We start from the raw sequence: 14,454 nt of genomic DNA, 5'->3' as shown, positions 1-14,454 counted from the left end.
TCGTTCGAGTAAGAAGTACGCATGCCCATAACACCTCGGATTTGGGCGCCATCTTAGCGCCCGATTGAGATGTCCAAAATCATTAGGCCAGTTCAGCTTGCTGGCGAACGCGGTGGGTCTGAATGGAATATGTCGACTGACACAGCTCATTGGCCAGCAAACCGGCGCCTACGGAATTCATGTTGCCTCGTTGAATGCGCGGCAAGTGATCAAAGAGTCAGTGCATTCAGGGCCGACTGGAAAATCGCATTCGCGGGCAAGCGCGCTCCTACAATGGATATCCTGCCCGCCGCACAACTGGGTCGTGTGCAAGACCTGTAGGAGCGCGCTTGCCCGCGAAGAGGTCGGCACATTCAACATCGTAGTCGACCGATACGATTGTTTCGCCAGCAAGCCGGCTCCTACGGAATCGTGTTCACGGTAGAGGACGGGTAGTGTCGAGCACCGTCAAAGGTGCGCTGTCACGCCACCCCGCCACTGCTTCGGACTCACCCCAAACCACCGTTTGAACGCCCGCGAGAATGCGCTGGTTTCCGAATAGCCAAGCAGCGAAGCGAGTTGGGTGATGCTGAGCTTCTGTTGTTTCAGATGATTCAGGGCCGATTCCTGGCGGATCTGGTCGACCAGTTGCGTGAAGCTGATGCCGTGTTCGCGCAGTTTGCGCTGCAGGGTCCATTCGGACAGGCCGAGGGTGTGGGCGATGTCGTCCAGCGCCGGTTCGCCCAGGTGCAGGGTGGCGAGGATGGTCTGGCGGGCGCGGTCGAGGAGCATTGCTTCGTGGCCGTTGCCTGTGCCGCTGCCGGTATCGCCCAGTTGACGGATCGCGTCCTTGATCAGCATCAGCAGAATCGGGTCGCTGCCGGGCATGGCTTTGCCCACGACATCGCCCTTGGGAATCAGCAGTGAATTGCAGGCTTGCCCGAAACACACGTCCGCGCGGAATACGTCTCGGTGTTCGTGCCAGCCCTGGGGTCTGGCGTGTTCGAACGCCACTTGCCGAGGTGCCCAGTCCTGGCCGAGCACGTGGCGCACCAGGTTCAGCGCCATGCCCATGGTCAGCTCGGCGTCCTGGCGGCGTTCGTTGATCGCGCCGTGGCGGACTTGGTAATCGAAACGGTAGCACTCGCCTTGATCCACCAGTTCGATCAGCGTGCTGTGCTGGTGGAACGGGAAGGCGGCGGAGAAATTGATCAGCGCGTCTTCCAGCGTCGCCGAGCACAGGCCGATGTAGCCCAGCAGACCGAGCGCCTGGGGCCGGAATTGCTGGCCATAACGCAGGCCGAAATTGTCGCAGCCGGTCTGGCTCGCGGCTTCTTCCAGCACTTTGCAGTAGTTGGTCAGGGGCAGGCTCAGGGTCGGGTGCAGCAGTTGTTCGGGGTCGATGCCGGAGCGGCCGAACACCCGGTCCAGATCACCGCCGTGCTGCACGATGAAGCCGTCCAGTCCGTTGGCCGCAGCCGACAGCACGCCGCGATTGCTGGCAGCGGGCGTATTCGATACGGCGGCGGGGGCGAGGGTCTGGAGCATGGGGGATAGGGCTCTGACGGTGTGTAGGCATACCTTGCAAGCAAATGTCATACCTTGTGTCAGCCGCAGGCCATGTCGGCGGGGAATCAACGGTCCTGTGGGAGTGAGCTTGCTCGCGAAGAATGCATTCCAGCCGCTGCATAATCGGTGAAGGTATCGACCTCATCGCGAGCAAGCTCACTCCTACATGGGCATCGGTGCTACCTGGCGACCCATTCGGCGACCGGGGATTTGGGAAGTCTGGTGCCACGCCGATCAGCAAACACAGGCAAAGCGTGACCTCCAATAAAGCACCGGGCCATTTTCACGCGCCACGGTGGCGCACCCCCGGCAGATACCCGGAAAACTTGACCGCACACGACAGACCGCGCGCCGTACGGTCAAGCCTTGTCCTGTCAGCTGTGACTATGCTCGACGTCAGACAAATACCGTCGCCTGGCTACCGGGGTACACGCTCATGACTGCTTCACAACTCAAACCAACCTTGGGAACCCTGCATTTGTGGGGACTGGCCGTGGGCCTGGTGATTTCCGGCGAATACTTCGGCTGGAGTTACGGCTGGGGCACCGCCGGGACCCTGGGCTTTCTGGTGACCACGCTGATGGTCGCGGTGATGTACACCTGCTTCATCTTCAGTTTCACCGAACTGACCACCGCGATTCCCAATGCGGGCGGCCCGTTTGCCTACAGCCTGCGGGCCTTTGGCGTCACCGGCGGGATGATCGCGGGCCTGGCGACGCTGATCGAATTCGTCTTCGCCCCGCCGGCCATCGCCATGGCGATTGGCGCCTACCTCAACGTCCAATTCCCGTCCCTTGACCCGAGGGTCGCGGCCATTGGCGCGTATTTCGTGTTCATGACCCTCAACATCCTCGGTGTAAGCATCGCCGCGACGTTCGAACTGGTGGTCACCATCCTGGCCGTCGCCGAACTGCTGGTGTTCATGGGCGTTGTCGCGCCGGGCTTCAGCTTCAGCAACTTCGTGCTGGGCGGCTGGGCCGGTTCCGACACCTTCAGCCTGCCGGCCATCAGCGGCATGTTCGCGGCGATCCCCTTTGCCATCTGGTTCTTCCTGGCCATCGAAGGCGCGGCCATGGCGGCCGAAGAAGCCAAGGACCCGAAACGCACCATCCCGCGTGCTTACGTGGGCGGGATTCTGACCCTGGTGGTGCTGGCGATCGGCGTGATGATCTTCGCCGGCGGCGTGGGCGACTGGCGCACCCTGGCGAACATCAATGACCCGCTGCCACAGGCAATGAAAGCCGTAGTCGGCGGCAACTCCAACTGGATGCACATGCTGGTGTGGATCGGCCTGTTCGGTCTGGTGGCGAGTTTCCACGGCATCATTCTCGGTTATTCGCGGCAGTTCTTTGCTCTGGCGCGGGCGGGCTTTCTGCCGCCGAGCCTGGCGAAACTGTCGCGCTTCCAGACGCCGCACCGTGCGATTCTCGCGGGCGGCGTGATCGGCATCATCGCGATCCTCAGCGACGGTGTGATCAACCTGCAGGGCATGACGCTGACCGCCGCGATGATCACCATGTCGGTGTTTGGCGCTATCGTGATGTACATCATCAGCATGCTCAGCCTGTTCAAGTTGCGCCGCAGCGAACCGAACCTTGAGCGCAGCTTCCGTGCGCCGGGTTATCCGATCGTGCCGGGCATCGCCCTGGTGCTGGCGGTGGTTTGCCTCGTCGCCATGGTCTGGTTCAACCTGCTGATCTGCGCCATATTCATCTGCCTGATGGCCGTGGGCGCGCTGTTCTGCAAAATGGTCCGCGGGCGCCATCCGGCGGTTGTTGTGGCCGGTTAATCACGCGGTTCGAAAAAAAGAGGTGTGCATGAGCTTTTCCCACAGCATCGGTGGCATGGTCTGGCGCTTCGACAGCCTGCGGGAACTCATGGCCAAGGCCAGCCCCGCGCGCTCGGGCGACTTCCTGGCAGAAGTCGCCGCCAGCAGCGATGCCGAGCGTGCGGCGGCGCAAATGGCCCTGGCCGATGTGCCGCTCAAGCAATTTCTCACCGAAGTGCTGATTCCCTACGAAGAGGACGAAGTCACTCGCTTGATCGTCGACAGCCATGACCGGGCGGCCTTCGCCCCGGTCAGCCATCTGACGGTCGGCGGCTTTCGCGACTGGCTGCTGGGGGACGACGCCACCGAGGCCAGCCTCAAGGACCTGGCGCCGGGGTTGACGCCGGAAATGGCGGCGGCGGTGTCGAAGATCATGCGCGTGCAGGATCTGGTGCTGGTGTCACAGAAGATTCGTGTCGTTACCCGCTTTCGCAACACCGTCGGCCTGCGTGGGCGCATGTCCACCCGGCTGCAACCCAATCACCCCACCGATGACCCGGCCGGCATTGCCGCCAGCGTGCTCGACGGTCTGCTGTACGGCAACGGCGACGCCATGATCGGCATCAACCCGGCCACCGACAGCGTCAGCGCCATCAGTGAACTGCTGAAAATGCTCGACGGCGTCATTCGTCATTACGAGATTCCCACCCAGTCCTGCGTGCTGACCCACGTCACGTCTTCGGTCGCGGCCATTGAAAAGGGCGTGCCGCTGGACCTGGTGTTCCAGTCCATCGCCGGTACCCAAGCGGCCAACAGCGGGTTTGGTATCAGCCTGGAAATCCTCCGCGAAGGCTATGAAGCTGGCCTGAGCCTGAAGCGCGGTCCGCTGGGCGACAACCTGATGTACTTCGAAACCGGTCAGGGCAGCGCCTTGTCGGCCAACGCCCACCACGGTGTCGATCAACAGACCTGCGAGGCCCGGGCCTACGCCGTCGCGCGGCATTTCAACCCGTTTCTGGTCAACACCGTGGTCGGCTTCATCGGCCCGGAATACCTGTACAACGGCAAGCAGATCATTCGTGCCGGGCTTGAAGATCACTTCTGCGGCAAGCTGCTCGGCGTGCCCATGGGCTGCGACATCTGCTACACCAACCATGCCGAAGCCGATCAGGACGACATGGACGTGCTGCTGACCTTGCTCGGCGTCGCGGGCATCAATTTCATCATGGGCATTCCGGGGTCCGACGACGTGATGCTCAACTACCAGACCACCTCGTTTCACGACGCGTTGTATGCACGAAAGACCATTGGTCTGCGCCCGGCGCCGGAGTTCGAGGAATGGCTGACGCGCATGGACATCCTGCGCCAGGATGACGGCGGCGTGCGGCTGGGGCAGGGCGTGCCACCGCTGTTCCGCAAGGCGCTGGCGCAATTGAATTAGTCGCTTGATCAGCAGTTGATATAAGGGCTTGAGCCATGAGCGATGACAAGAAATCACCCGCACACGCCGATGCCTGGCAGCAGTTGCGCTCGCTGACCTCGGCGCGGATCGCCCTCGGGCACGCGGGCACCAGTCTGCCGACGGCGGCGCAGCTGGATTTCCAGTTCGCCCACGCCCAGGCCCGCGATGCCGTGCATCTGGCGTTCGACCACGCGGCGCTGGCCGAGCAACTGGCGGGCCGGTCCCGCGAGACGCTGACCCTGCAAAGCTCGGCCACCGACCGCCATATGTATCTGCAACGGCCTGATCTGGGGCGGCGTTTGTCCGAGGCGTCGGCTGCGCAACTGAAGGAGTACGCGGCGGCCCATCCTGAAGGATTTGATCTGGCGCTGGTGGTCGCAGACGGCTTGTCTGCGCTGGCGGTGCAGCGTCACAGCCCGGCGATGCTGGAGCGCATTGACGAGATGGCGGCGGCGGAAGGCTGGAGCCTGGCGCCAGTGGTGCTGGTGGAACAGGGCCGCGTCGCCGTCGCCGATGAAGTCGGCGCACTGCTCAAGGCGCGCATGGTGGTGATCCTGATCGGCGAACGGCCGGGCCTCAGCTCACCGGACAGCCTCGGCCTGTACTTCACCTACGCACCGCGCGTGGGCCTGAACGACGCCGCGCGCAACTGTATTTCCAATGTGCGGCTGGAGGGCATGAGTTACGCGATGGCAGCGCACAAGTTGTTGTACCTGATGCGCGAGGCCTGGCGCCGGCAACTGTCCGGCGTGAGTTTGAAGGACGACGCGCAAGTGCCGGTGCTGGAAGCGGGCGAGGGCAGCCGGCCGGGGAATTTTTTGCTGGGTGGGTGAAGGTTTGCTTCAGCAGGCGTCCGGCGAATGCGCCGCCCTGCAGACTTGCCTCTGTGGCATACGCAGGTGTATAGCCAGATCACTGAACTTGTCGGAATCGGCTTGCTGGCGAAAGCGGCGCGTCAGGCGATTGATTGGTTACAGGCACATCGCCTTCGCGGGCAAGCGCGCTCCTACACTGGTTTGCGTCAAGGCACGCAATGTTCGGCGTACCCAGAATCTGTAGGAGCCGGCTTGCTGGCGAAAGCGGTGTGTCAGTTATCAGTGATAGGTCTGACACATCGGGTTCGCCAGCAAGCCGGCTCCTACAGACTGCAATCTTTCCCCCGGAGCGCCAGCCTATGCCCACTGCCCCTTCCGACACTGCCGTCACGCATTTCCTGCGCGAATTCTGGCTGGCCCTCGGCGGCCAGATCCGCTATCTCGATCATCTGCAGATCAGCGGCGAAGGTGCGCTGGCCTCGGTATTCCCGGTCACCGATTTCGCCACAGCCGCCATCGCTGCCGCGCACCTGGCAATGGGCGAGTTGATCGATCAGGCCCACGGCAGCTTGCCTCTGATCACCGTCGATCGGCGCCTGGCCTCGTTCTGGTTCAGCACCTCACTTCAACCCCAAGGCTGGTCCCTGCCGGCGCAGTGGGATGCGGTGGCGGGGGATTACCGCACCGCAGATGGCTGGATTCGGTTGCACACCAATGCGCCCCACCATCGTCAGGCCGCGCTCGCCGTGCTGCAAACCGCCCCCGAGCGCGATGCGGTCAGTCAAGCTGTTCTGCGCTGGCAAGCCAGTGAGCTGGAAAGCGCGGTGGTCGCTCATCAAGGCTGTGCCGCCGAGATGCGCAGCGCCGCGGCCTGGCGGGAACATCCCCAGGGTCGCGCCGTCGCTGCCGAACCCTTGCTGCATCGCACGGATCCGCCAGTGGGACCGGCTTCAGCCGGGAAGGGCTCACCTCCGTCAAGCAGTAGACCCGAATGGAGAGTGCCCCGTGAACGTCCCTTACACGGCATCCGCGTGCTCGACCTCACGCGCATCCTGGCCGGACCGGTGGCGACGCGCTTTCTCGCCGGCTTCGGTGCCGACGTGTTGCGCATCGATCCCCCTGGCTGGGACGAGCCCGGCACGGTGCCCGAGGTGGTGCTCGGTAAACGTTGCGCGCGGCTGGACCTGCGCGACCCCGCCGATCGCGCGGTGCTGGAAGGCTTGATCAGCGAAGCAGACGTGATGATCCACGGTTACCGCGCCGACGCCCTCGCACGCCTGGGCCTCGGTGCGGAACGCCGCCGCGCGCTCAATCCCGGTCTGGTGGATGTGTCCTTGAATGCCTACGGCTGGAGCGGCCCGTGGCGGGAGCGACGGGGTTTCGACAGCCTGGTGCAGATGAGTTGCGGCATCGCCGATGCGGGCATGGTCGCGGCGGGAAGTGATCGGCCCGTGCCGCTGCCCGTGCAGGCGCTGGACCACGCCACAGGGTATTTGATGGCGGCGGCAGCGGTGCGCGGCCTGACTGAGCGAATGAACAACGGACAGGGCGTTAAGGTGCAGGCCTCCCTGGCGCGCACCGCATTGTCACTGATGTCGTTTGCTGCAACCGAGGCGCAGCCTTCGGCCCTGCAACCGCTGAATCCGGGCGATTATTCCGCTGACATCGAACACACCGCGTGGGGCCCGGCGCTGCGCCTCAAACCCGCCGGGCAGATCGACGGCACGCCGACGAAGTGGGATTTACCGGCGAACGCCCTGGGCAGCGCCGACGCGAGATGGCTGTAGCTTGCGTCTGCTCAAACGCGTGTCAGCCACCCGCGATCATCAAATCCAGATTCTGCACCGCCGCCCCGGCCGCGCCTTTGCCCAGGTTGTCGAACACGGCGGCCAGCAATACGTGGCCATCGTTTTCAAACACCATCAGCCGCAGGTTGTCCGTGCCATTGAGCTGGCGCGGGTCGATTCCGCTCAGCGCGCGCGACTGATCCATCGGCATCACTTCAACGAACCCGCTCCCCTGATAGTGCTCCGCCAGCGCCCCGTGCAGCGTTGTGCCCGTCACGCCGTGGGGCAGCAAGCGCGTTTGCAGCGCGATGGTCAGCACGATGCCCTGACGAAACGCGCCATAGGCCGGAACGAACACCGGCCGCTCGCTCAGTCCGCTGTACTGCTGGATTTCCGGGACGTGCTTGTGCGCCAGGCTCAGGCCGTAGACCTGAAAAGGCACCGCCTGCGCGACATCCGGCCCCTCGAACTCATCGACGCCCGCGCGGCCTTTGCCCGAATACCCCGACACCGCATTGATGGTGATCGGGTAATGGCGCGGCAGCAGTCCCGCCTCCAGCAACGGCCGCAATAAACCGACCGCCCCGGTGGGGTAGCAGCCCGGATTGCTGACGCGGCGGGCCGTGGCGATGCGTTGTTTTTGCGCTTCACTCATCTGCGCGAAACCGTAGACCCAGTCGGGGTGGGTACGGTGCGCAGAGCTGGCATCGATGACCCGCACGGCCGGGTTGGTGATGCTCGCGGCGGCATCGCGAGCGGCGTCATCGGGCAGGCACAGCACGGCAATGTCACAGGCGTTGATCGCGGCGGCGCGGCTTTCCGGGTTTTTGCGATGCTCGGCGGGCAGCGTGACCACGTGCAGGTCGGTACGGCCTTGCAGGCGCTGGTGAATTTGCAGGCCGGTGGTGCCTTGGTCGCCGTCGATGAAGATGATGGGCTGTGACATGGGTTTAGGTTTCCGCATGAGGTCGTCGATGACCGCCATCTTCATGCCCGCCTATTGATAGAGAAAGTTGAATTTGTTGACGGTACACTTCAGGTTTTCTGAAGGAGGGGCCATCCAGTGCGGGAAATCAGTCTGGATCGTTTGCGCACCCTGGTGGCCATCGCCGATCACGGGTCGTTTGCCGAAGCGGCGCGGGTGCTCAATCTCGCGCCGCCAACGGTGAGTCTGCACATCGCCGACCTGGAGCAACGGGTCGGCGGCGTGTTGCTCTCGCGCACCCGCGGGCGGGTTCAGCCTTCGGCCATCGGCGACACCCTGATCGAGCGCGCGCGGCGCTTGTTGGCCGATGCCGAGCAGGCGCTGGAAGACGTCGAGCGTCAGGTCAAAGGGCTGGCCGGGCGGGTTCGACTGGGGGCGTCAACCGGCGTCATCGCGCAACTGCTGCCCCACGCGCTGGAAACCCTGGAGCAATTGCATCCCGGCATCGACGTGCAGGTCGCGGTGCTGACGTCGCAACAGACCCTGCAAAAACTCACGGACGGTAGCCTGGACATCGGCGTGATTGCGCTGCCCCAGGCGCCGGTCAAGGGGCTGGCGATTCAGCCCTGGCGGCGCGACCCGGTGATGGCGTTTCTGCCGGCGCGCTGGGACTGTCCGCCGGTCATCACGCCGTCATGGCTTGCCGGTCAGCCGTTGATTCTCAATGACGCCACCACGCGGCTGTCCCGCCAGGTGGCGGAGTGGTTCGCCGGTGAGGGGCCCCAGCCGACGCCGCGCATTCAGCTCAATTACAACGACGCGATCAAGAGTCTGGTGGGGGCTGGCTATGGCGCGACGTTGCTGCCCCATGAGGCGTCCACGCCCGCGCCGGAAAGCCGCATTGTCATGCGTGCGTTGCAGCCGGCGTTGTGGCGGGAGTTGGGCATTGCGCACCGGGCCGGAAGCGTCGAACGGTCGACCGGGTATGTGCTGGAGGTGTTGCAGGAGCTGGAGGCGTTGTAACTCAAAGGGGCGTGAAAGCCGCCGTGTCGCCGACCGGCGCTTGATCCTGCCAGGCGCCCGGCCGGCGACACGTTGCAGTCATGCCATCAGAATTTGAACGCCTGGCGGCCGATCAGCAGCCATTGGCCTTTCTGCTTCTGCCAGACCTGAAAGTTTTCGATCTCGGTCGGCACGACCTTGCCGCTGTTCACCGCTTCGGCGGAGAAGTGGTTGCGCACCAGGGCAGTGTCGCCGTTCATGTTGATTTTCTGGTTTTTCATTTCCAGGGTATTGAAACCGCTGCGACCGGTTTCGATGTCAGCGATGAACTCTTCCTTGTTCTGCACCTTGCCGCTGGAGTGTCCGTAAGTGACGTTGTCGGAAGTCAGCGTGCCGAGAGTGGCAATGTCTTTGTGCAGCATGGCCTGGGTCATTTTGTCGACGGCTTTGGCGACGTCTTGCTCATCGGCAGAGGGGGCAGCGGCCACGAAGCCTGAAAACAGGCACAGGAAGCCGAGGGTCAGTTTGAGTTGGGTCATGTTACGTCCTTTTTTATTGTTGATGGAGGCGTCATGCAGGGGCCGTTTCCGTTCAAGAACGGCTTTGTACGTCGTCGTACAACTGCGACGCTCAGGCTAGCCCACAACGGGCGTGTTGGAAAGGGAGCGTTTAAAAGAGGGGTGATGTCACGGCGCGGCTTGATACAGGCGGGCGAAATACTGCTTTACTGAGGGCTCGGCGCGGCACGTTCAGGCGCTCGCTTTCGCGCCTGTGGCCGCTGAAATATCGATGAGGATGCGCACAGATGACCCGTCTCACCGCCAAAGACTTCGACCCGCAATTGCTTGAGCTCTACGACTACTACGTTCACGGCAAGATCAACCGCCGGGAGTTTCTCGATCGTGCGGCGGTGTTCGCCGTGGGCGGGCTTGCCGCGACGACGATTCTGGCGTCGCTGAGCCCCAATTACGCCCTGGCCGAGCAGGTCAAGTTCACTGACCCGGACATCATCGCCGAGTACATTACCTATCCGTCGCCGAAGGGCCATGGCCAGGTGCGCGGTTATCTGGTGCGGCCGGCGAAGGCCGATACCAAAGTCGCGTCGGTGCTGGTGGTGCATGAGAATCGCGGTCTGAATCCGTACATCGAGGACGTGGCCCGGCGTGTGGCCAAGGCCGGTTTCATCGCGTTGGCGCCGGACGGTCTGACGTCGGTGGGCGGCTATCCGGGCAACGACGATCAGGGCCGTGAGCTGCAGCAGAAGGTTGATCCCGAGAAGCTGATGAACGATTTCTTCGCCGGCATCGAATGGCTGATGGCCCACCACGCTTCTACTGGCAAAGTCGGGATCACCGGGTTTTGTTACGGCGGGGGTGTCTCCAATGCCGCCGCTGTGGCCTACCCGGAGCTGGCCGCTGCGGTGCCGTTTTATGGCCGTCAGCCCAAGGCCGAGGATGTCAGCCGGATCAAGGCGCCGTTGTTGTTGCATTACGCTGAGCTCGACAAGCCGATCACGGAGGGTTGGCCGGCGTATGAGGCGGCGTTGAAGGCGGCGGGGAAAACCTATGAGGCTCATATTTATAAGGGCGCCAACCATGGGTTTCATAACGATTCGACGCCGCGGTATGACGATGCTGCTGCTACGTTGGCGTGGAACCGGACGGTGGATTGGTTCAAGAAGTATCTGGTCTGAAGAGAGGGCGGTGCGGCTGGGGAAGATCAAGAGCGTCTGCCTGGGGGCAGACTGTTTCGCCTTCGGCGAGTTACTTGGAAAAGCACCCCAAGTAACCAAGGGTGCCTGCTCCTGGTTAGGTCCCTCCTTCGTCGGGATTCCCTCACTCCGACGATGCTCCGTGGGCCCGCGCCGAACGGACATCCATGTCCTGACGGCGCTCTCGCCGCATCCATGCGGCTCGGCCCACTGCGCGTCGTCTTCGTTCGGCCTGCACCCAAGTCGCGTTTTGCGGTGTCTGGAATTGCTGTGTATGAAGATCAAAAGCAGATCAAGGGCTTCCCGGCTGAAGCCGGTCCCACGGGGTGAACGCGATTTTACTGTAGGAGCCGGCTTGCTGGCGAAAGCGGCGGGTCAGGTATGAATAAAGTGACTGACTTAATGCATTCGCCAGCAAGCCGGCTCCCACAGACTGAATTCCTACAGTAGGACCGGCTCTTGATCGTTCCCACGCTCCGCGTGGGAATGCATCCCCTGACGCTCCGCGTCACCGGTCTGGCTGAAGGAACGCGCGCTCATTGTGGGACCGGCTTCAGCCGGGAAGAGGCCGGTGTGTTCGCCATCAGTTTCGCGGTATGCCACCCGACGCCTTCCCGGCTAAAGCCGGTCCCATTGGGTGATCGGTGTGGCGGCAGGCACCAAAACCCTGCACGCAGTGCCTCTTTCAAGCGCATGGTTGCTCCTCGAATAATCTGAAAACAACCCGCCCCCCACGCCAGCGGGCTTCGTGCTCCCATGGCCCGGCTTTTGCTTTTGATGAATCCAAACTTGGATACAAGATGGATGCCTCCCATGCATGACCTCCAACACCCTCATTTCGGCTGGACGATCAACGAGTGGCTGACGGCCTATCAGACCGGGCAGTTGTCCCCTGAAGTCCTGCTGTCGCTCGCCAGCGCTTACCCGGAAACTGACACCGCCTGGATCGCCCGTGCCAGTCAGGCGCAGATCGGCGAGCAGCTCGATGCGCTCGGCGAGCGTCTTGCTGCAGTCAACGGCGATATCACCCAACTGCCTTTGTACGGCGTACCGTTCGCGATCAAGGACAATATCGACGCAGCGGGCTGGCCGACGACGGCGGCGTGCCCGGAATTCGCGTACACCGCGGGCAAAGACGCGACGGTGCTTGCCCGACTGCGTGCAGCGGGGGCGATTCTGATGGGCAAGACCAATCTCGATCAGTTCGCCACCGGTTTGGTCGGCACTCGCTCGCCCTACGGCGCCGTGCCCAACAGCTTTAACCCGGATTACGTCAGTGGCGGCTCCAGTTCCGGCTCGGCGTCGGTGGTGGCGCGGGGGCTTGTGGCGTTTTCGTTGGGCACCGACACCGCAGGCTCGGGTCGGGTGCCGGCGGGCTTCAACAACATCGTCGGCCTGAAACCGACCAAGGGCCGCTTGCCCAACACCGGGCTGGTGCCGGCGTGCAAGACCGTGGACTGCGTCTCCATCTTCGCGCTGACCGTGGACGACGCGCAGAAGGTCGCCGGCCTCGCCGAAGGCTTCGATGGCGATGACGCCTATTCCCGGCACAACCCCTGCACGGCGCCGGTGGGCTTTCGCGCCGCGATGAAGCTGGCCGTGCCGGACACCCTGGCGTTCTTCGGTGATGCGCAGAATCAAGCCGTGTTCGAACAGGCGCTGCACCGTTTGAGCGACATGGGCGCCGAGATCACCCGCATCGACTTCGCCCCGTTCAAAGCCCTGGCCGAGCAGTTGTATTACGGCCCCTGGGTCGCCGAACGCACAGTCGCCCTGACCTCGATGCTGGAAACCAACCCGGACGCCATCAATCCGGTCGTGCGCGGCATCGTCGAAAGCGGTTTGGCCTACAGTGCCTGTGACGCCTACCGCGCCGAGTACCTGCGCGCCACGCTGAGCCGGCAGATCAACGACGCGCTGGTCGGTTTCGACGCATTGGTCGTGCCCACTTCCGCGACCTTGCGCACCCAGGCGGAAATGGCCGCGGAGCCGGTGCTGTACAACTCGCAGTTCGGCTTCTACACCAACTTCACCAACCTGGCGGACCTCTCGGCCCTGGCATTGCCTGCCGGTATGCGCGCCGATGGCTTGCCGTCGGGAATCACGCTGATTGCGGCGGCCTGGCACGACACAGCGCTCGCTCAATTCGGCCAGCGCTGGCAGCAAAGCGTCGGTTTGCCGCTGGGCGCCACAGGTCGCTCACTCCCTGCGCCGACACTCTCGCCAGCGACTGCACCGCGCGACAGCGTCCGCGTTGCCGTGGTGGGCGCGCACCTGAGCGGCATGCCGCTGAACGTCCAGCTCACCAGCCGCGATGCCGTGCTGGTCGAACAGACACTGACCGCGGGCGATTACCGGCTTTACGCCTTGCCCGGGACCGTGCCGCCCAAACCGGGACTGGCGAAATCCCCAGGCGGTGCGTCGATCATCGTGGAGCTGTGGGACATCCCGCTGGCGCGCTTTGGCGAGTTCGTCGCCGAGATCCCCGCGCCGCTGGGCATCGGCAACCTCACGCTGAAGGACGGTCGCAGTGTCAAGGGCTTCATCTGCGAACCCTGGGCTATTGAGGGTGCGCTGGACATTACTTCGTTCGGTGGCTGGCGCGCGTACATCGCCAGCCTGAAAAAAGCCTGACCCGACGCCTGACGCGGCCCCGAAATGCCGCCGCGTCAGGCGCAAAGATCACCCGACGGAGCACCCAGGCCATCATCCCTTCACAAGCACCCAAACAGCGCCCGGACAACCTGGCCGAGCGCATCTATCAGCAGCTCAAGGAGGACATCTTCGAGTTCCGCCTGCTGCCGGGGGATCGCTTCAGCGAAGGCGAGGTGGCCGAGCGCGTGCAGGCCAGCCGCACGCCGGTGCGGCAGGCGCTGTATCGCCTGGAGCGGGAAGGCTATCTGGAGGTGTATTTCCGCAGCGGCTGGCGGGTGAGGGCGTTCGATTTCAACTATTTCGAAGAGCTGTACGACGTGCGCATCGTGCTGGAGTGCGCGGCACTGGCGCGTCTGCACGCGCTGGACCTGGAGCAACACCCGGTCATCGCCGAGTTGAAACACACCTGGCTCGTCACGCCGCTCGAACGGCTGCAAGACCCCCAGCAGGTGTCAGCGCTGGACGAGCGCTTTCATTGCGCGTTGCTGGAGGCGGCAGGCAACACCGAGATGGCGCGCCTGCACCTGGAGATCACCGAGAAGATTCGCATCATTCGCCGCCTTGATTTCACCCAGGCGGCGCGCATCGAGGCGACCTACGACGAGCATGGGCAGATTCTCGACGCCGTGCTCAACGGCCACACCGAGCAGGCCCAGCAGTTGCTCACGCGGCACATCGAAATCAGCAAGCAGGAAGTGCGCAAGATCACCCTGCACCGGCTCCACATCGCCCGGCCATGAGCGGACGTCTGCACCTCACATTGAAGGCAAACGACAAAGCA

11 protein-coding genes are annotated in these 14,454 nt (G+C 63.5%); 8 read left to right on the top strand and 3 right to left on the bottom strand.

Annotated features, from left to right (window positions below):
* Positions 1 to 447 precede the first annotated feature (447 nt).
* Positions 448 to 1,527, bottom strand: a complete 1,080-nt coding sequence (gene qhpR, locus ACQKEN_RS22955; RefSeq protein WP_427689041.1) for an AraC-like transcriptional regulator QhpR — start codon at positions 1,525 to 1,527, stop codon at positions 448 to 450.
* A 457-nt stretch (positions 1,528 to 1,984) separates the two neighbouring features.
* Here qhpR and eat point away from each other — a divergent pair, with 457 nt between their 5' ends.
* From eat to ACQKEN_RS22935, 4 genes are all read left to right on the top strand, one after another.
* On the top strand, positions 1,985 to 3,337 hold the full coding sequence (eat, locus tag ACQKEN_RS22950; RefSeq protein WP_427689039.1) for an ethanolamine permease: 1,353 nt from the start codon (positions 1,985 to 1,987) through the stop codon (positions 3,335 to 3,337).
* Between the two features lie 28 nt (positions 3,338 to 3,365).
* Complete coding sequence (locus ACQKEN_RS22945; protein ID WP_427689037.1) at positions 3,366 to 4,757, top strand: ethanolamine ammonia-lyase subunit EutB; 1,392 nt, start codon at positions 3,366 to 3,368, stop codon at positions 4,755 to 4,757.
* A gap of 35 nt (positions 4,758 to 4,792) precedes the next feature.
* A complete protein-coding gene (gene eutC / locus ACQKEN_RS22940) occupies positions 4,793 to 5,611 on the top strand; it encodes an ethanolamine ammonia-lyase subunit EutC (protein WP_427689035.1) in 819 nt (272 codons plus the stop codon).
* Between the two features lie 341 nt (positions 5,612 to 5,952).
* On the top strand, positions 5,953 to 7,380 hold the full coding sequence (locus ACQKEN_RS22935; RefSeq protein ID WP_427689033.1) for a CoA transferase: 1,428 nt from the start codon (positions 5,953 to 5,955) through the stop codon (positions 7,378 to 7,380).
* 22 nt (positions 7,381 to 7,402) lie between these two features.
* Here the strand turns inward: ACQKEN_RS22935 and argC are convergent, their stop codons facing one another.
* A complete protein-coding gene (argC, locus tag ACQKEN_RS22930; protein ID WP_427689031.1) occupies positions 7,403 to 8,326 on the bottom strand; it encodes an N-acetyl-gamma-glutamyl-phosphate reductase in 924 nt (307 codons plus the stop codon).
* 117 nt (positions 8,327 to 8,443) lie between these two features.
* Between argC and ACQKEN_RS22925 the strand changes: the two genes are divergently transcribed.
* Positions 8,444 to 9,328 carry a LysR family transcriptional regulator gene (locus ACQKEN_RS22925; RefSeq protein WP_427689029.1) on the top strand — a complete coding sequence of 295 codons (885 nt, stop codon included), beginning with the start codon at positions 8,444 to 8,446 and terminating at the stop codon, positions 9,326 to 9,328.
* Positions 9,329 to 9,414: 86 nt separating this feature from the next.
* On the opposite strand, the gene ACQKEN_RS22920 is transcribed toward ACQKEN_RS22925, so the two are convergent.
* Positions 9,415 to 9,846, bottom strand: a complete 432-nt coding sequence (locus ACQKEN_RS22920; protein WP_427689027.1) for a nuclear transport factor 2 family protein — start codon at positions 9,844 to 9,846, stop codon at positions 9,415 to 9,417.
* 266 nt (positions 9,847 to 10,112) lie between these two features.
* On the opposite strand from ACQKEN_RS22920, the gene yghX reads away from it, so the two are divergent.
* The 3 genes from yghX (at position 10,113) to ACQKEN_RS22905 (ending at position 14,413) form a co-directional block, all read left to right on the top strand.
* Positions 10,113 to 11,000 carry a YghX family hydrolase gene (gene yghX / locus ACQKEN_RS22915; RefSeq protein WP_427689025.1) on the top strand — a complete coding sequence of 296 codons (888 nt, stop codon included), beginning with the start codon at positions 10,113 to 10,115 and terminating at the stop codon, positions 10,998 to 11,000.
* A gap of 831 nt (positions 11,001 to 11,831) precedes the next feature.
* Positions 11,832 to 13,652, top strand: a complete 1,821-nt coding sequence (gene atzF / locus ACQKEN_RS22910) for an allophanate hydrolase (protein WP_427689023.1) — start codon at positions 11,832 to 11,834, stop codon at positions 13,650 to 13,652.
* Between the two features lie 71 nt (positions 13,653 to 13,723).
* A complete protein-coding gene (locus ACQKEN_RS22905) occupies positions 13,724 to 14,413 on the top strand; it encodes a GntR family transcriptional regulator (protein ID WP_427689046.1) in 690 nt (229 codons plus the stop codon).
* Positions 14,414 to 14,454 lie beyond the last annotated feature (41 nt).

The sequence above is a fragment of the Pseudomonas sp. NPDC078416 genome (assembly GCF_050268485.1).
Classification (GTDB): Bacteria; Pseudomonadota; Gammaproteobacteria; order Pseudomonadales; family Pseudomonadaceae; genus Aquipseudomonas.
The sequence above is the reverse complement of the archived record's forward strand: the minus strand, read 5'-3'. Positions and strand labels throughout refer to the sequence as shown.

Excerpts from the sequence above, each read along its gene's own strand:
- qhpR (WP_427689041.1), bottom strand. The coding sequence starts at position 1,527 with ATGCTCCAGACCCTCGCCCCCGCCGCCGTATCGAATACGCCCGCTGCC.
- eat (WP_427689039.1), top strand. The coding sequence starts at position 1,985 with ATGACTGCTTCACAACTCAAACCAACCTTGGGAACCCTGCATTTGTGG.
- ACQKEN_RS22945 (WP_427689037.1), top strand. The coding sequence starts at position 3,366 with ATGAGCTTTTCCCACAGCATCGGTGGCATGGTCTGGCGCTTCGACAGC.
- eutC (WP_427689035.1), top strand. The coding sequence starts at position 4,793 with ATGAGCGATGACAAGAAATCACCCGCACACGCCGATGCCTGGCAGCAG.
- ACQKEN_RS22935 (WP_427689033.1), top strand. The coding sequence starts at position 5,953 with ATGCCCACTGCCCCTTCCGACACTGCCGTCACGCATTTCCTGCGCGAA.
- argC (WP_427689031.1), bottom strand. The coding sequence starts at position 8,326 with ATGTCACAGCCCATCATCTTCATCGACGGCGACCAAGGCACCACCGGC.
- ACQKEN_RS22920 (WP_427689027.1), bottom strand. The coding sequence starts at position 9,846 with ATGACCCAACTCAAACTGACCCTCGGCTTCCTGTGCCTGTTTTCAGGC.
- yghX (WP_427689025.1), top strand. The coding sequence starts at position 10,113 with ATGACCCGTCTCACCGCCAAAGACTTCGACCCGCAATTGCTTGAGCTC.
- atzF (WP_427689023.1), top strand. The coding sequence starts at position 11,832 with ATGCATGACCTCCAACACCCTCATTTCGGCTGGACGATCAACGAGTGG.